This is a genomic window from Pedobacter frigidisoli (genome assembly GCF_004331675.1).
Classification (GTDB): Bacteria; Bacteroidota; Bacteroidia; order Sphingobacteriales; family Sphingobacteriaceae; genus Pedobacter; species Pedobacter frigidisoli.
Genome location: NZ_SJSN01000001.1, coordinates 576179 through 598743 on the forward strand (window position 1 = coordinate 576179; position 22565 = coordinate 598743).

A 22565-nucleotide genomic window follows, 5' to 3' on the forward strand; every position below is an offset into this window, starting at 1 on the left:
TTAATGCTCCCAGCTTTGCGTTTCTTTGCGAAAAACTTGGCGCTCTTTGCGGTTAATATTATTTCAACAAATCCAGAATACCTAAAACCGTCAGTTTTTTCTGCTCGCCGCTTTGCATATCTTTTAATGTTAGTTCGCCGGTTGCAATTTCATCGTCGCCGATTAAAATTACATAAGGAATATTCTTCGCATCGGCATAAGCCATTTGCTTTTTCAGCTTCGCTGATGATGGATAAAGCTCTGCTGCAATGCCTGCATTTCTGAATTGCTGCAAGATTGGTAATGCATATTTTTCTGCATCCGCATCGAAATTACTGATTAAAACTTTCGTTCCGATTTCTGCTGATGAAGGGAAAAGATTCAGTTCTTCCAGCACATCGTAAATACGATCTGCTCCAAAAGAAACACCTACTCCTGTTAAATCTTTTAAGCCGAACATGCCTGTTAAATCATCATAACGACCGCCGCCGCCGATGCTGCCCATCGCAACTTCATTGGTTTTAACTTCAAAAATACAACCTGTGTAATAGTTTAAGCCGCGAGCCAGTGTGATATCTAACTCGAGTTTTGCTGTAAGTGGTAAACCGTAGGAAATCAAACTTTCTACATATTCGAAAACCTGCTCAATTTCGGCAATGCCTTTTAAACCAGTTTCTGATGTTGTTAAAACTTCTTTTAAGCTTGCCAGTTTTTCTTCATTGGTTCCCTCCAACAAAATTACAGGACGAAGTTTTTCTAAATCATCCTCTGTAAAACCACGATCTAATAATTCTTTACTCACGCCGTCCAAACCAATTTTATCCAATTTATCGATGGCAACAGTCATGTCAATAATCAAATCAGGTTTACCTATAATCTCGGCGATGCCCGATAGAATTTTTCTATTATTAATTTTTACAGTGAAATCTTTTAAACCCAATTTGGCCAAAGCTTCATTGTAAATCAGGATAAATTCTGCCTCATTTAATAAACTTGCTGAACCTACCACATCAACATCGCATTGGTAAAACTCACGGTATCTACCTTTCTGCGGTCTGTCGGCTCTCCATACTGGCTGAACCTGGAAACGCTTAAAAGGCAAAGTGATTTCGTTTTGGTGCATGACTACGTAACGAGCGAAAGGAACGGTTAGGTCGTAGCGGAGGGCTTTTTCAGAGATTAATGGAATTAGTTTATTACTGTTTTCTTCCTCAGCAAAGTCGAAAGATTTCTTTTTAGCGTCTTTCAAATATTCCCCACTATTCAAAATTTTGAAAATCAATTTATCGCCCTCATCACCATACTTTCCCGTTAAGGTAGAAAGGTTTTCAAAACTTGGTGTTTGAATTTCTGCATAACCATATTTCCTGAAAACCGATTTAATGGTATCGTAAATAAAGTTGCGTTTCACCATTTCAACAGGCGTAAAATCGCGTGTACCTTTTGCTAATGAGGGTTTAATAACTGACATAGCCGCAAAAGTACAAAAAGGTTTATTAACCACAGAGATGTTTTACCACCAAGACACGAAGAGCACAAAGATAAAAGCGGTCGTAATTGCAATGACGAAAACAGAACAGATAACAAAAAAACGAATCATTATTCTCTTCTAATAAAAACAGCGCCATTAGTATCGTTGCCATCAATACCTTTTAAGCCAACCTTAATTCTGAATTCTGCTCCTGTTTCGTAATTATCAATTTGAAAATGATAAGATGAGGTTTTCTGCAATCCTGCGCTACTTTTTGTATTGTCTTCAGAAATTTTAATCCCGTTTTTATAAATAGCAACAGACTGAATTTCAAGTGATGAGTTCCCAGAAACAGGTTGAAATGTGATGGTATATTTTCCATTTTGGTCAATTTTACCGGTTGCATTCATATCCAGCACAACAGATTCATTCGTTACGATTTTGTTTGATTTCCACTCGGTTAGCAATAAGCCCAGATTTTTAAAACGGTCGTAATTTTCGGGGAAAAATAGGGGCAGTGAATATTGGTCACGATTAAGAACCGTGATGGCATAAAAATCGCTCAAGTTTTTAACCTTAACTGCTTCGCTGTAAATATTAGAATACGCATTTGGATAAGTTCCATCACTAGTGTATCTTATTTGTGCTCCATCAACCAAATTCTCTACCTTAACTAAATAACCATCATCCATTTTTTGCTGACTAATCACTTTGGGTTGAGGCAATCGGAAACCAAAGCCTGCTTGCTGGTATTTATTATATTGGCTACGCATCCGGTTTTGAAAGTCGTTCCAATTTTGTTTTTCAGCAGGCGTCCAAACTACTTCTGCCAAGGCACTTAAACGAGGTAATGTTAAATAATCAAAATATTTTTCCGAGCGATTTTCATTCAAAGGCGCCATTTCTGGCAATTTGGTTCCGTGTATAAACTGGTCGGCCCACATGGTTCCTGATGCCCCCAAAATCTGCGACCTATATTTTTCATCCAAATTATTTACCAAAGGATTAAGCTGGTAAACTTTTTCCATGGGCACAGCACCCACCCAGCTTGCTGCCTGAACTTCGCCGGGTAAAAAAGCCTCAGGCATATCGAAGTACAAAAATTTTGTTAGGGATATGACCACATCGTGCCCTGCCGCTACTGCTTTAAGCGTTCTTTCGGGCTTGGCCCAAATCATTCCCACGGACTTTTCAGTGAGCCCGTCATCAATAATTTCATCCCAGCCAACAATAGTTTTACCGTATTTATTCAGCATTTTTTGTACTCTTTTATTAAAGTAAACCTGCAGTTGGCTTTCTTTTTCGAGTTTTAAATCTGCCTTACGTTTTTGGCAGAACGGGCAGGCTTCCCAACGCGTATAAACGGCTTCGTCTCCTCCAATATGGACATATTTTGATGGGAAAAGTGCTGCAGCTTCCTTAAATACATCTTCTAAAAATTCGAAAGTGCTTTCTTTCCCAACACAATACAATTCTTTACTTATGGAGTGTTGAGTTTGTACTTCGTAGTTTTTACCAATGCAGCCCAAATATGGGTAAGCGGCCAATGCGGATAAGGTGTGTGCGGGCAACTCAATTTCGGGAATAATTTCTACGTTTCGCAAAGCAGCATAGGCCACCATTTCCTTAATGTCTTCTTGTGTGTAATAGCCGCCTGTACGTTCAGCTCCCTCACCCCTCCAGGCGCCAACTGATGTTAATTTTGGGTATTTTTTAATTTCCAATCTCCAGCCAGAATCATCAATTAAATGAAAATGTAGTGTATTCATTTTATACATTGCCATCATATCAATATACCTCAATACGTATTCCTTACTAAAAAAATATCTCGAAACATCCAGCATCATTCCACGCCAAACATAAGATGGTTCATCTCTAATTTCTACACCAGGCAATTCCCAAATCTTATTCCTTTTACGTTGTTGACTATAAATTTCTGGCGGCAGCATTTGCAACAAGGTTTGTATGCCATAAAAAACACCGGCACCGGTTTTTCCGCTAATGTTGACTTTTGATGAATTTACTGTGAGTTGATACCTTTCTCTGTTTCCATCTTTTTTGCCAAGATGCAGGAAGATTCCCGCTACAGCATTTACAGATTCTTTCACTTCAAAATCGAAACCTGTTGCCGGACTTAATGCGGAAGCAAGTAATAAAGCCTGCTCTTTTAATCCTTTTTGGTAGAAGATTTTTGTACCGGAAACAATTTTAAATTTATTGCCGTTTTCTTTAATATTTACCGGTAAGGGAATAATATTTAATTGAGCGAAGCTGATTTGCTGGTTACAAATTAGGAACAATAGAAGAATAAAAAGTTTACAGCAATTTTTCATTTTGAGTGATTGAAGAAGTTTAAACACAGCAAAATATGAAAATAAAGAATACGAATTTAAGTCAAACGTTTGTTCAATTTTCAATAATTTCCCAATGCCTTGATGCAGGCTTCCTTTAAATCACTTTCCCAAAACGGCCTTAACCATTTCTCTGTTCGGTTTCGAAACGGGAATTTTATCTCCGTTATTCATCAACAACATCCCGCCATCTTCCTTGAGCGAGCTTTTAACAAACTTCGGGTTAACCAAATGACTTTGGTGTGCCCGAACGAAACCTTGTGGTTTCAACAAATCTGAATATTCTTTTAATGGCTTAGAGATTAAGATTTTCTCACTGTCAATTAGATGGAAATTTGTGTAATTATCATTGGCTTCACATCTGATTATTTCATCTGCAGAAACATACCGAATCTCATATTGAAGAGGAAGTGCAATTTTAGCACTTTGTTGATCCGTTTTTCTAAATTCGGTATCTGTGGTCGAAAAAGTTTCTTTGTAAGGAATTGGTTGAGTAATATTAATTTTTACTGAATTAGGGTTAATACCTCTATGCTTTACTAATGTGTAAATTAATAAGGGAATTCCAATAAAAAAAGCTAAGGTAAAAACGCCAACGATTAAAAGAATAATGAGTTCAGGAGTGCCAATAAAAGCTGCGTTTGCGATTTGAATATTGAAAGCTATTATGAAAATTAATCCCACCACGATTTTATTTCTCATTTCTAGAAGTTTTAGATCTTTTTAATAGGTATAAACATAGATAAATTAATGCTAGAATAAAGCCTATTGCTACAAAGCTGGCAAGACCAAGTAAAAATATTTCAGGTAAACCAATAGACATAGCAAAACATGCCTGCGCAGAATAAAAAACAATGAAGAATAAAGTGAGTAGCAATTTTTTCATAATAATACTAACATTTAATATTCAGTAAAAATAGCTGCAGTCCACATTACTTGAAATAACAAATGAGTATGTAGAGGCTTACGCTGAGGATTAACGGAAGATTAATGAGAATCACTATCCCCATGAAAACGAATTTGCATGGTGCTACTTCCCCAATACCAACTTTACCATTTCTCTGTTCGGTTTCGAAACGGGAATTTTATCGCCATTATTCATCAACAACATCCCGCCATCTTCCTTGAGCCAGCTTTTAACGAACTTCGGGTTAACCAAATGACTTTGGTGTGCTCGAACGAAACCTTGTGGTTTCAACAAATCTGAATATTCTTTTAATGGCTTAGAGATTAAGATTTTTTCTCCACTTGATAAATAGAAAAAGGTGTAGGTATTATCGGCCATGCAACGCACAATATCATCAACCGAAACATAGCGTATTTCATGTTGCTGGGGCAGTGCGATTTTTGGAATGCTTGGCTCTGTTTGTTTAATTTGATTAAGCAAAAAATTTAATTGCTCACCATTAATCTTGCCTTTAATTCGTTCTTCCGCTTTCGAAACAGCAGTTATTAATTCATCAGGGTCGACTGGTTTAAGCAGGTAATCCAAGGCCGCAAACTTTACTGCCTGAATGCCGTAATTATCGTAAGCAGTTACAAAAATAACTTCAAAAGATTTTTTGGAGAGCTTATTTAACAAATCGAAACCAGTGGTTTTTCCCATCTGAATATCGAGAAAAAGTAAATCAGGGCGGTGCAGATTCACTTTCTCAAAGGCATCATCAATGTTGCTGGCAATGGCCACAACCTTAACCTCGGGGCAGTTTTTGGCCAACAAAACCTGCAGGTTTTCTAAATTTGCCAGCTCATCATCTACTAAAACCGCCCTCATTTTATAGCCATTCTGTTAATGTAATTGTAACCGCAGTTCCGTTTGTATTAGATTGGATATCTAAAACAAAAGGTGTGTTTTTATAAATCGTATTCAGTAAAGATATTCGATTTTTGCTGAGCGCCAAACCTAAACCATTGTATGTTTGAGTGGTGTCGAAGCCTTTACCGTTGTCTTGAATGCTCAAAATTAAATTCGATGTCTGCTTTTCAAAGCTAACGGTGATTTTACCATCTTTTCCTTTTTCGGCAATGCCATGTTTAACCGCATTTTCTACAAATGGTTGTAATAACATTGAGGGGATTTCTATATTTTCTGTATCCAAATCAGATGAAGCGCTTAAATTGTATTGAAAGCCAAAACGTAACTGCTCCATTTGCAGGTAATCATCCAACAAAGTTTTTTCTTTAGTTAAACTGATGAGCTCTTTGCTATCTAAAACATTTCGTGTGAGGCGGGCAAACTTACTGAGGTATCGGTTGGCGTTATCTATTTCATTTTTGTTCATCAGGTTTTGGATGCCAGCCAGAGCATTAAATAAAAAGTGCGGATTGAGTTGAGAGCGGACTGAATTGAGTTGAAGTTGAGCGATTTCTTTTTGTTTAGATTGTTGAGCAAGTTTTTTGGATGCTTTCCTTTTGATATAGGTAACTGCGGCACCGAAAATAGCACCTAATAACAGAGCAGTAATGATTCCGAAAATCAGCATTTGGCGGTTGGTAAACCTAACTTCATCTAAAGTTATAGAAAGCGTATATCTGGCTGTATATTTTTCCATCTCATTTGGTAGCATTTTATATCTACCAAATGCTGATGGCTGAATAATAACTTCATAATCGCCCGATTTTTTGAAAATGCTTTTATCAAATTTTAAATATGGTGAAAACTGATGTGTTTCATCAATGTGGCTACCGTATTGCCAGGAAGTTGATTCGGAAATGATTTTATTTGTTTGCTTGTCTTTTATCGAGGTGTAATATATGTAATCAATATCTGTTCGGTCTTTTACAATGGTTAGTTCGTCATCTTTTTTAGTGAGATTAAGTTTTATTTTTTCTTTTGGGTCGATTATATAGCTGTAGTCAACACCCTTTTCAATTGTAGAACGCTTTCCAATGGCTTTGATTTTAGCTTTGGGAATAGATTTTCCATAAAAAACAGATTTGTAAATATCAAGGGGTGTTTGGATGCTATAAACTAATATTGTAATTATTTTGCCTTTTATTGGGAAAATACCAAGTGTTGTAGATCTGAATACTTCGTCATCTCCACCCGCATGAGTGTCTTTTAGTTGCGCTTTGTTGATAGACTTGTTTACCACAATCGATTTATCGTCCACTAAAATGGTGTATCGATAATGCTCAATATTGATATTCTTTCTAAAATTAATTTGAAAACTAATATTGTTTACTTCGGGCAAATAACTAAAGGATGTATTTGGTTGATTGGGGAATACATTGGAATAATAGACGTTTTTAGCTGAACTATCTACACACATAAGTAGTTTGCCGCCACTGGGGTATATTTTATTGAAATCTATGCCTTTTTGTGCAGTTACTGTAGATATAGCGATAACTAAGTTGAGAAATATGAAGATTATCTTTTTCATAATGTTTAATTTTTCATAAACCTCCGCTTAAAAGCTGGCTTACAAAATACCAAATTAGTAAATGAAACTTTTAACTAAGTATTTGAATGGTTTCGGGCAGTATTTAATATTAAAAGCAGTTGCTATTTAAGAAAGTTAGATAGCGAGCTATCTGCCATTGTCTTGGATCAATTAAAAATCAATCGATGATTAATAATAATGAAAGGATGCAGAAAGCCATACCTCCAAGAAGTGTAGAAAACCTGAGCACTGAATAGGCAATTAGAAACTTAAATAAATATAGCCAAAGAACCGCTATAAAACCCGCAACAATAACCCTTTCAAATATTCGCCTTCAGGAAAAGAAATCCTAACTGGATGATCTTCAGGTTGGCAGAATTGTTTAATAATTTGAACTTCCTTACCTGCATCTAGTGCAGCCCATGCAACAATTTGCTTAAAGGTTTCGATATCAACAGCGCCAGAACAAGAAAACGTAGCCAATAAACCGCCTTTTTCTAACAACAACATCGCCAAGCGGTTTAAGTCCTTGTAAGCTCTTGCCGCTCTGTCTAAGGCAGAACGAGATGGTGCATATTTTGGTGGATCAAGAATAATTACATCGAACAATTCTCCAGATTCCTTAAATACTCTTAATTGCTTATTAACGTCGGATTGAATTGTGGTAACTTTCTTCACATCGAATTTATTCAAAACTACATTCTGCTTGAGGGTTTCAATGGCCAAGTTAGAACTATCTACGCTTGTAATTGTTGCGGCATCATTTGCCAAACTGTTTAGGCTAAAACCTCCACTATAGCTAAAGCAATCTAAAACTTTTTTACCTTTTGTATAAGAAGCTAGGATATGCCTGTTGTCTCGTTGGTCGCAATAGAAGCCTGATTTCTGTCCTTCGGCAATGTTGATGTTATAAGCAATCCCGTTTTCTTTAACCTCTAAAAATTCTGGAGGATTTTCGCCCCAAAGTAATCCGTTTTCAATAGGCAAACCCTCGTGTGTACGAGCTGTTGCATCGCTTTTATCAAAAATACCTTTGGGCTGAAGTTCTGCCTTTAATATTTCAACGATATCATCTTTTACCTTTTCAATTCCAGAACTTAAGATCTGTAGAGAAAGAAAATCAGCATATTTATCTACGATTAATCCAGGTAAAAAATCAGCCTCGCTGAAAACTAAACGGCAAGTATTGGTTTTATCACTCAGTATAAATTGGCGAGAAGCAATTGCTTGTTTCAATCTGTTTTCGTACCAACTTTTGTCTATGGTTTGTGTTTCATCCCACTCTAAAAGGCGAACAGCTACACGAGAATTGCTGTTGTAATATCCGTAAGCTAGAAATTCCTTATCAAAAGCAAAAACCTTAACAACATCCCCATCTTCTGGTTTTCCGTTAACTTTTTCTAAAGCTCCAGAAAATACCCATGGGTGCCTTTGTAATGCCGCTTTCTCTTTGCCCTTTTTTAAGAAGATTTCTACCATGGTGCAAAGGTAATAAATTAGTCGTGAGTCTGAAGTCGTGAGTATTGAGTAAACAATGGCAAACGCATTAAAATCAGTTTATTTTTCCAATAAAGCCCCCCCGATTTTCATTATTTCTACAGTTAAAAACTCAAAAAACACTACCCTTTTAAGGTAATCTCGTTTTGGAAATGAAAGGAAAGCAACGAAAACTTCTGCAGTCCCGCCAATGTTCCAATCTTTTTTGGGGCTTTTTAATGTAATTGAATCAATCGTAACAAAAAAGGATTTACACGCATGTCGGGTTTATAAACCTAGGCTGATGCTTTGTATAGAGGGGCTGCTAATGCTTAAGATGGGAGGAAACGGTGTTTAATAAACCCGATATTGCCAAATAGCCCGGACCCGATTTAAGCATTGCAGTTTATTATTTTAATTGTATGCTTGCCAGTTTCACAGGTTTTTTCGGGGAGGACTATGGGCTATGAGCGGGACTGCTGGCTGCCATTAAAAGCCGAACGTTCATTTTCAAAAAAATCACCCATATTTTAATTTTATCAACCCACATCAATTTAATTTTAATGCGTTTTCCCTATTGTGTAAACTACAAAAACCGGTTACCGACTGTTTTCTGCATCTTAACCAGCTCGGTATCTAAAACCTTGGTCTCAAATTCTGTTATCGGTCGCTTGGCTTCGATCATCGAAATTAATAATTCGGTGGCAACTTGGCCCATTTCGAAAGCTGGCTGCTTAACAGAGGTTAGCGATGGAGAGAACAACTCGACCAAATTGGAGTTTGTAAAACCGGCTATTGCAATTTTGTGCGCAACCTCTGGATTTGTTTTTTTCAGGGCCATGATGCAGCCGGTGGTTAATCTATCGCTCGAAATAAAAATTCCGTCGGGCTTTAAGGGTAAAAGTTCTTTCACAGCTTGTTCTAATTCTGCACTGTGCATACCGCCATGTTGGCAATACTTTACCAATTCTGGTTTAAACTCGATATGGTATTTTGCCAAGGCTGCTTGATAACCTTTTAGTCTTTCTTTGGTAATGGATAGATTCTCCGAATTTGTTAAGTGCGCTATTACTTTTTTACCTGATAAGATTAAATGTTCAGTAGCATCAAAAGCGCCTTTAAAATTATTGGCAATTACCTTATGGGTTTCAAAATCATCGGGAACACGATCGAAAAATACTATTGGCAAGCCTTTGGAATATAAATCCCTGAGGTAACTAATATCTTGGGTTTCTGAGGAAAGTGCTATCAACAAGCCATCGATAGATCTTGAGGCCAAATGTTCTACGTTGAGTTTTTCCTGCTTGTAAGATTCATGGCTTTGGGAAATAATAACATGGTAATCTCTATCATAAGCAATCGATTCTATGCCATTAATTACCTGTGAGAAAAAGTTGTTTGCAATCTCGCTAACAATAATACCAATAGAATAACTTCGGCGTTCTTTTAAGCTTCTGGCAATGGGATTAGCACGATAATTAACCTTTTCAGCATAAGCTAAAACAAGTTTTTTAGTCTCTTCACTAATTTCGTAACGGTCTCTTAAAGCCCTAGAAACCGTCGAAGTGGACAGGCCCAAAGCCTTAGCAATATCTTTTATGGTAGAAGGTTCAAATCTCATTTTTCGTATTGCGAACAAGTTACGAAAAATATCTCTTTCGAGGGGTTTAGCACATCCGATTAATAAACGTCTAAAACACGTTTTTGGGAACGTTTGCACACTTTTTTAGTTAAAACTAGTTTCATACCATTTTTAGTTTGTAAAATTGTTAGATCAACGTAACCAAATATTAATAAACAATAACATTTCGAAATAGAATTATATTCTACATGCAAGCGATTGCATAGTCTCAGAAAAACCAAATCACTTTCAAATAAATAATAATTATGAGCAGAGTTTTACTCTTTTTTGCATTTCTCTCTTTTTTTGGATCATCCGTAGCACAGGCACAAACCAGGCAGCTTACCGGAACTGTAAAAGATAAGGCTGACGGCCAACCTCTTGTGGGCGTTAGCGTTACGGTTAAAGATTCTAAAATGGGAGCAAGTACCGATGCAAATGGTGTTTACAAAATTAGTATTCCGGCAAAGGGTGCAACCCTAACATTTACCTATATTGGATATAAAACCAAAAGTATAGGTGTTACAGATCAATCGAAATTCGATGTAACTTTAGAAGAAGACGCCAATACCTTACAGGAAGTAACGGTAAATATTGGATATGGATCGGTAAGAAAAGAAGCGTTAACAGGCTCCGTATCTTCGATAACAGGAAAAGATATAGATCAATTCCCTGTGAGTACAGCCGCACAGGCACTTGCTGGAAAGCTTGCAGGTGTATCGGTTACTACAACCGAAGGAAGCCCAGGTGCAGAGGTTGTGATTAAGGTTCGTGGTGGCAGTTCATTAACTGGCGACAATTCCCCACTTTATATCGTTGATGGAATTCAGGTAGAAAATGCCTTGTCAATTTTATCTCCAAATGAGATTCAGTCGATAGATGTGTTAAAAGATGTGGCATCAACTTCTATCTACGGTAGCCGTGGAGCAAATGGTGTTGTTATCATTACTACAAAAAGTGGCAAACCTGGTAAAATGGTTATCTCCTTTGATGCTTATGCCGGTGTGAGACAAATTGTAAACGAGCTTGATGTAATGAATCCTTACGAGTTTGTAAAATATCAATACGAGCTATACAATAACAATACCGCACAAGATGTGAAAGATACCTTTACCAAGAGATATGGCACTTTTGAGGATTTAGATATTTATAAAAACATTCAAAATATTGATTGGCAAGATAAGGTTTTTGGTCGCCAGGCTTTTAGCAATACCGAAGTTTTAAATCTCTCTGGCGGCAGCAAAAAAACAACATATAATTTTTCCTTAAATAATACCAAGGAAGATGGAATTATGCTTAACTCTGGCTTTAGAAGAACTTTTGCTTCTACGAGGTTAGACCATAAGTTTACCGATAAATTAAGAGCTGGATTAAATTTACGTTACAGTCGTCAGCGTGTTGACGGTGTTGGTACTACCTCTACAGGTTCTCAGGGAACAAACCGTTTAAGAAATGCTGTCCGTTTTCAACCCTATTCTGGCGGTACAGAAGCTGGCGATTTATTTGATGCCGATTTCTTAACTACTGGTTTATCAAATCCAATTACCCTAGCCAACCAAGAGTTAAAATACGATTACAGAAATGATCTCATCAGCAGTGCTTATGTACAGTATTCAATTCTGAAAAACCTTACCATTAAAAGTACAGTTGGCTATAATCGTTTAAGCAGACATACTAATACATTCAATGGCCCGGTAAGTAACGTAGCTAGGAATAATGCAGGTTTACCAGCGACTCAATTAGATACGGTTTCGCAAAAATCTTTCATTAATACCAACACCATCTCTTACAAACCTAACCTTGGTAAAGACCATAATTTGGATATTTTAGTTGGCCAAGAAATTAATATGGTTGATATTGATGCAAGATCTACAACTCTAAAGTTTTTCCCCGTAAATATTTCTGCTGATGAAGCCTTTAATAGCCCAGCGCCAGCAAATACTATTCAGGATAGGCCAACATCATTAATATCGGGAACCAGACAATTTTCCTTATTCAGCAGGGTTTCTTATGGTTTTAAAAACAAGTATTTAGCAACGTTTAACTTTAGAACTGATGCTTCATCCTTATTTGCAGCAGGCAAACAGTGGGGATATTTTCCATCAGCTCAATTTGCGTGGAGAGTAACTGAAGAGCAATTTGTTAAGGATTTAGATTTAAGTTGGCTCAGTAATTTTAAAATTAGGGCAAGTTATGGCGCTGCAGGTAATAACCGAATTGGTCAGGATTTATTTAGGACCCTATTTTATACTACGGCAACAAGCGGTGGTTATGCAGCTGGTGATAATGTTGTGGTTCCTGGGTTAATTTCTGGTACTGCAACAGGAAATATTTTATCAAACCCGAACATTACCTGGGAAACCAACCTTTCGAAAAATATTGGTTTCGATATAGATCTTTTCAAAAGTAAACTTTCGCTTAATTTAGATTATTACGATAACCGAACAAAGAACTTGCTTTTGAATGCGAACGTTCCTCAAACTACCGGCTATGCTACACAGCAACAAAATGTTGGTAAAACGCAAAATACAGGTTTTGAGGTGCAGTTAAATTATCAGGCAGTTAAAACAAAGGATTTCAGCTACAACACAAGCTTTAATATTTCATTTAATAATAATAAAATTGTCGAGCTGCAAAATGGTGTAAACTCTTATGTAACGCAATCGGGGTGGGTAAATAGCTTAGGCGATTTTAAAGTGGAGGTTGGCCAACCTGTAGGACAGTTTTACGGCTTTATTTCTGATGGACGCTATACCGTTGATGATTTTACCTACGTTCAGAATACAACTACAGGAGCTTATAGCTACACATTAAAACCTACGGTAGCCAATAGCAGAGTGCTTTTAGGAAACCGCGAGCCTCAGCCAGGCGATATGAAAGTTAGAAAACTTTCTTCATCAAACAGCATGATGATTGGAGATGATGATAGAACTGTTTTAGGAACCTCACAGCCCAAATTTACTGGCGGTTTTAACAATCAGTTTGCCTACAAAAACTTCGACCTAACTGTTTTCGTAAATTTTAGTGTTGGAAGCAAGGTTTACAATGCCAATAAAATTGAGTTCACTTCACAGTATAATGTAAAAGACAATAATTTACTTTCGGCGATGAACGATCGCTGGAAAAACTTTAATGACAATGGTGTTAAGGTTACCGATCCAAATCTTTTAACAGCTATGAATGCAAACACAACCCTGTGGACGCCTAGTGTTGGTAATTATGCACTAACTTCGTATGCTATAGAAAATGGTTCATTCCTGAGAATAAGCAATGTAACCTTAGGTTATACCTTGCCACAAACCTTAATCAAAAAAACGGGTTTTATTTCAAAGCTGAGGGTTTACGGAACGGTGAATAATCTTTATACAATTACAGGTTATACCGGTTACGATCCAGAGGCAAATACACGTAGATCAAATCCACTTACCCCAGGTATAGATTATGCTGCTTACCCACGTAGCAGATACATTCTTGCTGGAATTAATATGGTATTTTAACATCAACATTAAGGAAAATGAACAATAAATTTATAAAATCGGCTTTGATGGTAATTGCTGTTGGAGCATTAAGTATAACAAGTTCTTGTAAAAAATATTTGGATGTGCAGTCGCCATCAACATCATCGCCCGATGTTGTTTTTGAAAGCACTGAAAATACAAATGCCGCTTTAATTGGTGTTTATAATCGGCTTTGTGGCGATAACGGTTATGGTAGCCGTATCTCTACCTTGTTTGGTATAACTGCTGATGATTTTAAAACATCTGGAAGTTATAGCTCATCAGATCGTCGTGGAATTAGTATGTACGGTGCAAGTTCTGATAATACAGATTTAATCAACCCATTTCTTCAGCTGTACCAAGGGGTAGAACGGGCAAATATCTGTATCAAATATATCCCAGCATCAAAATTATACAATGAGGGCTCAGAGGATCAAAAGACGATCATGAAACGTTATTATGGTGAGGCATTAACGCTGAGGGCACAATTTCTTCATGAGCTAATTCGCAATTGGGGCGATGTTCCAGCATCCTTTGTTCCATCAGCAGATGCCGAAACTCTTTATGGGCCAAACGTAGATCGTAATAAAACCTACGATAGAATTATTGCTGATTTAAAAATTGCAGAAGATTTAGTTCCCTGGAGAAGTGGAATTACTGAATATGGCAGTTTTCGTTTTACCAAGGGTGCAATTAAAGGTTTGAGAGCTCGACTTGCATTGGCAAGAGGCGGTTACTATTTAAAGGGAAGCCAAACCACTCGGAGTAGCGACTATTTAACCTACTATAAAATTGCGATGGATGAATGTTTAGATATTATGAATAATAGGGCTGAACATAACTTAAATCCTAGCTTTGAAAATGTATTTAAAACATTGCATGGGCCACGTTTGGATGATGCTCATGAATTAATTTTTGAGGTTGCCTCATTCGGTAGCAACGCATCAACAGATAGTAAGCTAGGGTATTACAATGGAATCCGTTTCAATGCTGCATCTACATTCGGTACAGGTGGTGGTGGTATGAATGCCATTCCTACTTATTTTTACGATTTCGATGTAACTAAAGATTGCCGCAGAGATGTAACCATTGGTGTGTTTGAAATTACTGGAACATCGAAAAAAATCATCAATACACTATTCAACATGACTGATGGAAAATTCCGAAAATCATGGACAACCTTTAACGGATCTTCAGCTGCACAAACTTTCGGTGTAAATTGGCCCCTACTTCGTTTCTCTGATGTTTTGTTAATGTATGCAGAAGCCAGCAATGAAATAAATGGTGCGCCAACTGCAGCCGCTGTAACTGCTTTGCAAGAAGTTCAAAAACGTGCATACGTTGGTTTCGAGGCTCAAATTCCTGTTGCTCCAGCTGATAAGACTGGGTTTTTTAATGCAATTGTTAAAGAACGATTATTAGAATTTGGGGGCGAAGCCATTAGAAAATATGATTTGATTAGATGGAACTTATTGGGAAGTAAATTTGATGAAACACGCACTAAAATAAGGGCATTAATCGCAGGAACTGGTGCCTATGCTGGTGTTCCAGATTATATTTACGCCAAAGAAGGAACTTACCTTTTGGGTACAAGCGTAAACGAGGTTGCTACTTTAGATCTATATGGCGGAACGCCAAACAATGTTTTTGTTTCACCTGGCTTAGGTGTATCTACCGCACCATCGGGTTACACTACTAAAAACTGGAGAAAAGCAGTGACAGAAGAAAATTCAATCACTAGTACATCTACAGGCATTGCTTACTACTTTGAGGCCAACAAAAAAGAGCTTTTCCCATATCCGAAAACGGCATTGATCGAAAACACGAACATGGTACAAAATTTTGGTTATTAACCCATAGATTTATCAATAATGAAAAGAATTATATATCAAATAAGCTCAAAATTAGCTATGCTGGCTTTGATTGCTATGGTAATAACAGCTTGTAAAAAATCAGAAGATTTACCAGAAGAACCCGCAAGAATATTTAAACCAAGCGATGTTAAAATTTCTGCTGGTGAAACCAAGGCGAAACTTACTTGGGGAGTTCCCTTAATGGCTGCGAGTAGGGCACTAAAGTATAGTATCGATTTCTCTACAGATTCGTTGTTTTCAACAATAAAATACACAACAACTTCTGATACTGCTGGAGTAACCGTTACAGAGGATAACTTGGCAGTTAGAACAAAATATTATGCAAGGGTTAAAGCAAATGCAACTGCCGATCAGCCAGAATCTAAATATGTTCGCAGTAGCGTATTTCAGCTAACAGGCATACAGTTATTTTTAGCGGTTAGAGATAACGATATTAAAGAAACCAGTATTTCATTGCGTTATACGCCCACTGTTGGCTCAAGTTCAATCGTTTTAACGCCAGCAGCAGGTACTGCAATTACCACTTCGCTTAGTGCTGCAGATGCAACATTGGGATTAAAGGCAATTACAGGATTAACAGCTGGCACATTATACACAGCCGAACTTTTCGAGGGAACAAAGAGTAAGGGAATCGTAACCTTTACAACCCTTTCACTAACTACCTTTACTGTAAAATTAAACCCAGGCGATGATTTAGCCACTGCAATTACCGGTGCAGCCAATGGCGCCATTATCGGATTAAACCCAGGAACTTATACGCTTGCAGCAACCTCATTCATCACACAGAAAACCATTACGATTAAATCGACATCGGGTAATCCAAGTGATACAAAAGTGAATTATAAAGAAATTGATCTTGAGGGAACAGGCGCTGGCGTAACTTTATCAGGCATTGAGTTTGATGGAACAGCGGGTGCATCACTTTATTTCTTAAATTTTATTGGATCGCAAGCCGCTAATGGATCGGCAGCAACTTTTACTAATATTGTGGTTGATAATTGTATCGTCCACGGATCTACAACAGCATTTCTACGAGGAGACAGGGGGGCTGCTGCAAGAGATTTTAAAATTACCAACATCACCGTTAATAATTCAGTTGTTTATGATATGGGTTTAAATGGTTCTTCTGCATACTATACTTTTCATGTCAACAAAATGCAGTTTAACACAATTACAGTATCTAAATCTACATTTTACAATGCAGGTCCGGGCTTAGTTACTGCAAGCACAACCTATGCGGGCGATGTGGTGCCATCTGTTTCAGTAACAAATTCTACATTTAATGGATTTGGCGGAAATGCGAAATACGCATTATTGGATGCAAATGCCAATCCAATTAAATTTGTGATTCAAAACAGTATTTTAGCGAATACTCCAAAATCGGGAACTGTAAATGCTGCAGCAATAAGGGCTACCGCTGCTGGTAATACTTTAACCATTTCAAATAGTAACTACTTTAATTTATCGAGCGCATTAAGCGCAGGAACTGCACTGACTTTTGGAACGGCAGCATTAACCAGTAATCAAACTATAAATTTAGGTTGGACAGCAACCGAAACAAATTTCACCTTGCCTGTTGGTTCTCCATTGAGAACAGCAGGAACTACTGGAGGGCCTATTGGCGATCCAAGGTGGACATACTAATTCCCGTTAATTTTTTCAAAAGGGCAGTTTTATCTGCCCTTTTTTGTTGAAATTTATACGATAGATTTTAATTTTTAGTAAATGACAAAATCATCCATCCTTAAATTTTTATTGACTTTTTTAGCCTCGATTACTTTTTTAACTGTTCAGGCTCAGGATCCAAAATATCCATCGGAAATAACTGTGGCTAAAGATGGAAGCGGGAATTATCAAACCATTCAAGAAGCTGTAAATGCAGTTCGAGATTTGGGTGAAAAGGAAGTTAAAATCTTAATTAAAAATGGCGTTTACAAGGAGAAGTTGATTATCCCATCTTGGAAAACAAAGATTAAATTGATTGGAGAAAATAAGGAAAATACGATGATCACTTTCGATGATTATTCTGGAAAATTAAATCCTGCAGGAAAAGATGCTTTTGGAAACTTAAAGTTCAGCACCTATACTTCTTATACTGTATTAGTTGAAGCAAACGACATTATATTAGAAAATTTAACCATCGTTAATGCTGCGGGAAGAGTAGGACAGGCCGTTGCTTTACATGTACAGGGAGATCGATTTCAAGCTAGAAATTGTAATTTTAAGGGTAACCAAGATACACTTTACGCGGCAACAGAAAGCAGTCGACAGTTTTATCAGCATTGTGAAATTGAGGGAACGACAGATTTTATCTTCGGAACTGCAACCGCCTTATTTCAAAATTGTACCATTAAAAACTTATCAGATTCTTACACCACTGCTGCTTCCACCTCTAAAAATCAAAAATTTGGCTTCGTGTTTTTACATTGCAAACTCATTGCCGATTCATCTATTACAAAAGCATTTCTTGGCAGGCCATGGCGTCCGTATGCAAAAACTGTTTTCCTGAATTGTGATTTAGGTAAGCATATTTTACCTGTTGGATGGAACCCTTGGAAAGGCGATTTAATGTTTCCAGATAAGGAAAGAACGGTTTTGTATGCTGAATATAAAAATGTAGGGATCGGTGCTTCACCAAAAGCAAGATTACCTTGGAGTAAGCAGCTAACTGATAAAGAGGCAAAGAATTATACCATTAAAAATATCCTCGGCGGAAACGATAATTGGAATCCGTTGGAAACAAATTAATATATGAGAACAAATTTTTATAAGGTTTTACCTATCGGGATTTTAATTATTTTAAGTGCATTTACCATAATTCAAAAGCAAACGACACTTTATATTATTGGCGATTCTACAGCGGCGAACAAAGAGGCGAAAGCTTATCCAGAAACAGGTTGGGGAATGGAACTTCAATCTTTCTTCAAAGCAGATATTAAAGTTGATAATAGAGCTTTAAATGGAAGAAGCACGAAATCCTTTCGTGCTGAAAAACGGTGGCAACCAATTTTTGATAATTTAAAGGCTGGCGATTATGTTTTTATCGAATTTGGGCATAACGACGAGAAAATTGATAAACCAACAGTGGGCGTTTCTTTAGCCGATTTTAAGATTAATCTGATTAATTATGTTAATGAAACGAGAAGTAAAAAAGCAATTCCCATTCTGCTTACACCGATCTCTAGAAGAAGTTTTAAAAACGGAATTTTAGTTGATTCTCATGGAGATTACCCTCGCATTACAAGACAAGTTGCTGATTCCTTAAAAGTTCCTTTAATTGATATGTTGGCTAAAACCGAAAGTTTACTTACCCGTTTGGGCGATGTAGAATCAATAAGACTTTTTAATCACGTCGATTCTGGAAATGTTAATTATCCGAAAGGAAAGAAAGATGATACGCATTTAAGTCCGGATGGCGCAAAGCAGATTGCAGGTTTGGTGGCGCAGGGAATTAAGGAAACGAATTTGGGTTTGGCAAAGAAATTGAAATAGGGTTTGGCCGCAGATTTTAGCGAATACGTCATTGCGAGGCACGAAGCAAACTTACAACGATCGCTAAGAACCCAAAGCATTAAGATTGCTTCGTTCCTCGCAAAGACGACCGATTTAAATTTAACACATGCCAACAAAAAAGCCGCAAATCCTCAGAATAAAAATCTGCGAATCTGCGGCTTAAAAGCTTTGACAACTTTTAAGGCTTATTGCTTATTAAAGTTGTTAAAACTGAATTGGTCCTAGAAAATATACTTCGTACTTAAGAAATTAGAATCATTTCCATTAACAATCTCATTTAACAATTTCTTGTTATCATCTGTAAATTTAGTCGCCACTAACGAACGGATGGAGAATGAACGTAACGCATCTACAACCGAGAGCGTTCCTTCAGCACTATCCTTACGTCCGGTGAAAGGAAAAGCATCTGGTCCGCGTTGGCATTGGCAGTTAATGTTTACACGACTTACCTGATTAACCAATGGATCGATTAAAGAAGAAATTACAGCGGCATTGGTGCTGAAAATACTTACTTGTTGTCCGTGTGGCGAACCGATCAAGTACTCAATTGGCTCTTCCAAATCATCAAAGGGAACAACCGGAACAATTGGGCCGAATTGCTCTTCACGATACAATTTCATGTTGCTGTTTACGGGATAAACAATGGCAGGGTAAACAAAAGTTTCGAATGTTTGTCCGCCGTTTTTGTTGATCACTTTTGCGCCGTGAGTAATCGCATCATCAATGCATTCCTTTAAATATTCTGGTTTGTTTAGCTCGGGAAGTGGCGTAAGGTTAACGCCTTTTTCCCAAGGCATACCGAATTTTAATTTCTCTACTTCTGCAGATAAACGTTTTAAGAATTCTTGCGCCAAGCTGCGGTGTACATAAACGATTTTTATCGCCGTACAACGTTGTCCGTTGAAAGATAATGAGCCCAAAACAGTTTCAGAAACCGCTAAATCTAAATTGGCATCCTTGGTAATAATTGCCGCATTCTTAGCATCTAGACCTAAAATTGCCCTGAGTCTATTTACCTTTGGATGCAGTTTTTTCAGTTCATTAGCAACCTTACTCGAACCAATTAAAGTAAGCACATTAATCTTTCCAGATTTCATTAAGCCTGGTACAATCGTGTTTCCTCGTCCATAAATTGTATTGACTACGCCTTTTGGAAAACTCGAGCGGAAAGCCTCAAGCAAAGGATAATGTAATAAAGTACCGTGTTTCGGAGGTTTGAACAAAAGCGTGTTGCCCATAATTAGGGCAGGAATTAAAGTCGTAAAAGTTTCGTTTAAAGGGTAGTTAAACGGACCCATACAAAGTACAACGCCAAGCGGAGAACGACGCACCTGTGCTACAATTCCCTGCTCTATTTCAAAGCGAGACGATTGTCTGTCGATATCTTTCAAGGCATCAATAGTGGCGTAAATATATTCAACCGTACGATCGAATTCCTTGACCGAATCGGCATAAGATTTACCGATTTCCCACATAATTAATTTTGCAACAATTTCCTTTTGCTCAATCATTTTATGGGTGAAGTTTTCTACGCAGGTAATGCGATCGGCAACACTCATGGTTGGCCATTGTCCGCGGCCATTATCATAAGCTTCTACGGCTGCATCCAAAGCTTCAGTAGATTCCTTTTCTGTACAAACAGGAAAACTACCAATGCGTTTTCTTTTATAGCCTTCGGGCGTTTTTACGCATACTGGAGAAAAAACCTCGTTAAATGGTCCATTCCAAGGTTTCATTTCTCCATTAGAAAGAAACTCCTTTTGATTGATTTCTTCTTTGAGCCTAAATTCATCTGGAATCTGGCTTTCTTCAACGAAAATACTTTCGAGGTTTAAAGTTGTGCTCAATTTGGTTGTTTGTTAGGGTTTATAATTTGTTAATCTATGGTTTAAGTATAGATTAACCATGGTTTTAATAACCGAAGCAGTTTCAACGGCTTCAGCATTGATTATGCTAGTTCGATAACTTTATATTTTGGAACAAGGGTTTTCATTACCGTCCAGCCAATTAAATAGCAAACCGCACACAATGAAAAGATGATGAAATAACCTGCTTCTTCTCCTTTAAAACCCATAAAAACGACCTTATTCTTTCCCGTATAATCGAACAATAATCCTGATCCTTTATTGATGAAAAAAGAGCCAATACCACCAGCCATACCGCCGATACCGGTAATGGTGGCAATCGCTTTTTTAGGAAACATATCGCCAACGGTAGAAAATATATTGGCCGACCATGCTTGGTGGGCTGCTCCTGCAATACCGATAATAATTACGGGAATCCAATAAGTAATGTGACCTAAAGGTTGGGCTGCTAAAGCCAAAAGCGGGAAAAATGCAAAAATTAACATGGCCCTCATTCTACCTTCATAAGGATTCATACCTTTCTTCTCCACAAAATAAGTTGGCAACCAACCACCAATGATGGAAAGTAAAGTGATCATATAAAGTACAAATAAGGGGAATGCACTTTGCGTAGAATCCATTCCATAAACAGATTTTAGGTAGGCTGGGGTCCAGAATAAGAAAAACCACCAAACACCATCAGTCATAAATTTACCAAAAGCAAAAGCCCAGGTTTGTTTGTATTTAAAGCAATCGATAAAAGAAACTTTTTCTTTAGTTTCTTCCACGTAATCTGCCAGTTTTCGATCGTTAATCACATCTTGTTGAATGTAGGCTAATTCTTCAGCACTCACTCTTTTATGCGATTCTGGTTTGTTATACACAAAAATCCAAAGCCCCATCCATACAAAACCAAGTGCGCCAATGATGATAAAAGACATTTCCCAGCCATAAGCTCTCGCAATGAAAGGAATCGTAATCGGTGCAGCAAGTGCCCCAACAGTTGCACCAGCATTGAAAATACTGGTCGCAAAAGCCCTGTCCTTTTTAGGGAAATACTCTGCTGTAGCTTTAATTGCTGCAGGAAAATTTCCCGCCTCTCCAACGGCTAAAACAAAACGAGCGAAAATAAATAAGGTTACGCTGACCGAAACGACCATTCCGGTATCGTTTACTCTTTCGATGATTTCTTTAGCGCCCTCAAAGTTTACAAACCAGTTTCCAGAAATAATTCCTGAGGTTGCAATACCGCAAAAGGCATGTAAACATGCACCAACAGACCAAACGCCAATAGCCCATAAAAATCCTTTTTTGGTATCTAACTTATCAACCAATCTTCCAGCAAAAAGCATGGATACAGCGTAGAAAATAGAGAATAAGGCCGTAATATTTCCGTAGTCATTGTTATCCCAATGGAACTCTGGTTTGATAAAATCGGTCCAAGTTAGGGAAAGTACCTGCCTATCTAAATAGTTTATGGTTGTGGCAAGAAACAGCAGTAAACATATCGTCCATCTGTATTTGCTTGTTTTTGGTTGGTTCATTTTGGTTAGGGT

The 22565-nt window shown here is 37.5% G+C and carries 14 protein-coding genes; 5 read left to right on the top strand and 9 right to left on the bottom strand.

What is annotated here, in order from left to right:
- Positions 1 to 58 precede the first annotated feature (58 nt).
- The 7 genes from hisS to EZ449_RS02525 all read right to left on the bottom strand — a co-directional run bounded on the left by hisS (position 59) and on the right by EZ449_RS02525 (position 10281).
- Complete coding sequence (hisS, locus tag EZ449_RS02495) at positions 59 to 1450, bottom strand: histidine--tRNA ligase (protein ID WP_131556367.1); 1392 nt, start codon at positions 1448 to 1450, stop codon at positions 59 to 61.
- Positions 1451 to 1578: 128 nt separating this feature from the next.
- Positions 1579 to 3783: a beta-N-acetylhexosaminidase gene (locus EZ449_RS02500; protein ID WP_131556368.1), complete on the bottom strand. Its 2205-nt coding sequence runs from the start codon at positions 3781 to 3783 to the stop codon at positions 1579 to 1581.
- 120 nt (positions 3784 to 3903) lie between these two features.
- Positions 3904 to 4503 (bottom strand): LytR/AlgR family response regulator transcription factor, encoded by a 600-nt coding sequence (locus EZ449_RS02505; protein ID WP_131556369.1) that lies wholly within the window; start codon positions 4501 to 4503, stop codon positions 3904 to 3906.
- A gap of 328 nt (positions 4504 to 4831) precedes the next feature.
- On the bottom strand, positions 4832 to 5575 hold the full coding sequence (locus EZ449_RS02510; RefSeq protein ID WP_131556370.1) for a LytR/AlgR family response regulator transcription factor: 744 nt from the start codon (positions 5573 to 5575) through the stop codon (positions 4832 to 4834).
- A 1-nt stretch (position 5576) separates the two neighbouring features.
- A complete protein-coding gene (locus EZ449_RS02515) occupies positions 5577 to 7184 on the bottom strand; it encodes a sensor histidine kinase (protein WP_131556371.1) in 1608 nt (535 codons plus the stop codon).
- A gap of 294 nt (positions 7185 to 7478) precedes the next feature.
- Positions 7479 to 8663, bottom strand: a complete 1185-nt coding sequence (locus EZ449_RS02520) for a class I SAM-dependent rRNA methyltransferase (RefSeq protein WP_131556372.1) — start codon at positions 8661 to 8663, stop codon at positions 7479 to 7481.
- Between the two features lie 583 nt (positions 8664 to 9246).
- Positions 9247 to 10281, bottom strand: a complete 1035-nt coding sequence (locus EZ449_RS02525) for a LacI family DNA-binding transcriptional regulator (protein WP_131556373.1) — start codon at positions 10279 to 10281, stop codon at positions 9247 to 9249.
- A 266-nt stretch (positions 10282 to 10547) separates the two neighbouring features.
- On the opposite strand from EZ449_RS02525, the gene EZ449_RS02530 reads away from it, so the two are divergent.
- The 5 genes from EZ449_RS02530 to EZ449_RS02550 all read left to right on the top strand — a co-directional run bounded on the left by EZ449_RS02530 (position 10548) and on the right by EZ449_RS02550 (position 19144).
- Positions 10548 to 13778 (top strand): SusC/RagA family TonB-linked outer membrane protein, encoded by a 3231-nt coding sequence (locus EZ449_RS02530; protein WP_131556374.1) that lies wholly within the window; start codon positions 10548 to 10550, stop codon positions 13776 to 13778.
- Between the two features lie 17 nt (positions 13779 to 13795).
- On the top strand, positions 13796 to 15631 hold the full coding sequence (locus EZ449_RS02535) for a RagB/SusD family nutrient uptake outer membrane protein (protein ID WP_131556375.1): 1836 nt from the start codon (positions 13796 to 13798) through the stop codon (positions 15629 to 15631).
- An 18-nt stretch (positions 15632 to 15649) separates the two neighbouring features.
- A complete protein-coding gene (locus tag EZ449_RS02540) occupies positions 15650 to 17296 on the top strand; it encodes a DUF4957 domain-containing protein (protein WP_131556376.1) in 1647 nt (548 codons plus the stop codon).
- A gap of 81 nt (positions 17297 to 17377) precedes the next feature.
- The gene (locus EZ449_RS02545) at positions 17378 to 18400 is read left to right on the top strand and encodes a pectinesterase family protein (protein ID WP_131556377.1); all 1023 of its coding nucleotides are present in this window, start codon (positions 17378 to 17380) and stop codon (positions 18398 to 18400) included.
- 3 nt (positions 18401 to 18403) lie between these two features.
- On the top strand, positions 18404 to 19144 hold the full coding sequence (locus EZ449_RS02550; RefSeq protein ID WP_131556378.1) for a rhamnogalacturonan acetylesterase: 741 nt from the start codon (positions 18404 to 18406) through the stop codon (positions 19142 to 19144).
- 242 nt (positions 19145 to 19386) lie between these two features.
- Here EZ449_RS02550 and EZ449_RS02555 read toward each other — a convergent pair whose 3' ends face one another.
- Positions 19387 to 21012: an NADP-dependent glyceraldehyde-3-phosphate dehydrogenase gene (locus EZ449_RS02555; protein ID WP_131556379.1), complete on the bottom strand. Its 1626-nt coding sequence runs from the start codon at positions 21010 to 21012 to the stop codon at positions 19387 to 19389.
- 101 nt (positions 21013 to 21113) lie between these two features.
- Entirely contained in the window at positions 21114 to 22553 is a 1440-nt protein-coding gene (locus EZ449_RS02560) for an MFS transporter (protein WP_131556380.1), read from the bottom strand.
- Between the last annotated feature and the right edge of the window lie 12 nt (positions 22554 to 22565).

Excerpts from the sequence above, each read along its gene's own strand:
- EZ449_RS02505 (WP_131556369.1), bottom strand. The coding sequence starts at position 4,503 with ATGAGAAATAAAATCGTGGTGGGATTAATTTTCATAATAGCTTTCAAT.
- EZ449_RS02535 (WP_131556375.1), top strand. The coding sequence starts at position 13,796 with ATGAACAATAAATTTATAAAATCGGCTTTGATGGTAATTGCTGTTGGA.
- EZ449_RS02510 (WP_131556370.1), bottom strand. The coding sequence starts at position 5,575 with ATGAGGGCGGTTTTAGTAGATGATGAGCTGGCAAATTTAGAAAACCTG.
- hisS (WP_131556367.1), bottom strand. The coding sequence starts at position 1,450 with ATGTCAGTTATTAAACCCTCATTAGCAAAAGGTACACGCGATTTTACG.
- EZ449_RS02550 (WP_131556378.1), top strand. The coding sequence starts at position 18,404 with ATGAGAACAAATTTTTATAAGGTTTTACCTATCGGGATTTTAATTATT.
- EZ449_RS02525 (WP_131556373.1), bottom strand. The coding sequence starts at position 10,281 with ATGAGATTTGAACCTTCTACCATAAAAGATATTGCTAAGGCTTTGGGC.
- EZ449_RS02530 (WP_131556374.1), top strand. The coding sequence starts at position 10,548 with ATGAGCAGAGTTTTACTCTTTTTTGCATTTCTCTCTTTTTTTGGATCA.
- EZ449_RS02560 (WP_131556380.1), bottom strand. The coding sequence starts at position 22,553 with ATGAACCAACCAAAAACAAGCAAATACAGATGGACGATATGTTTACTG.
- EZ449_RS02500 (WP_131556368.1), bottom strand. The coding sequence starts at position 3,783 with ATGAAAAATTGCTGTAAACTTTTTATTCTTCTATTGTTCCTAATTTGT.
- EZ449_RS02540 (WP_131556376.1), top strand. The coding sequence starts at position 15,650 with ATGAAAAGAATTATATATCAAATAAGCTCAAAATTAGCTATGCTGGCT.
- EZ449_RS02515 (WP_131556371.1), bottom strand. The coding sequence starts at position 7,184 with ATGAAAAAGATAATCTTCATATTTCTCAACTTAGTTATCGCTATATCT.
- EZ449_RS02545 (WP_131556377.1), top strand. The coding sequence starts at position 17,378 with ATGACAAAATCATCCATCCTTAAATTTTTATTGACTTTTTTAGCCTCG.
- EZ449_RS02520 (WP_131556372.1), bottom strand. The coding sequence starts at position 8,663 with ATGGTAGAAATCTTCTTAAAAAAGGGCAAAGAGAAAGCGGCATTACAA.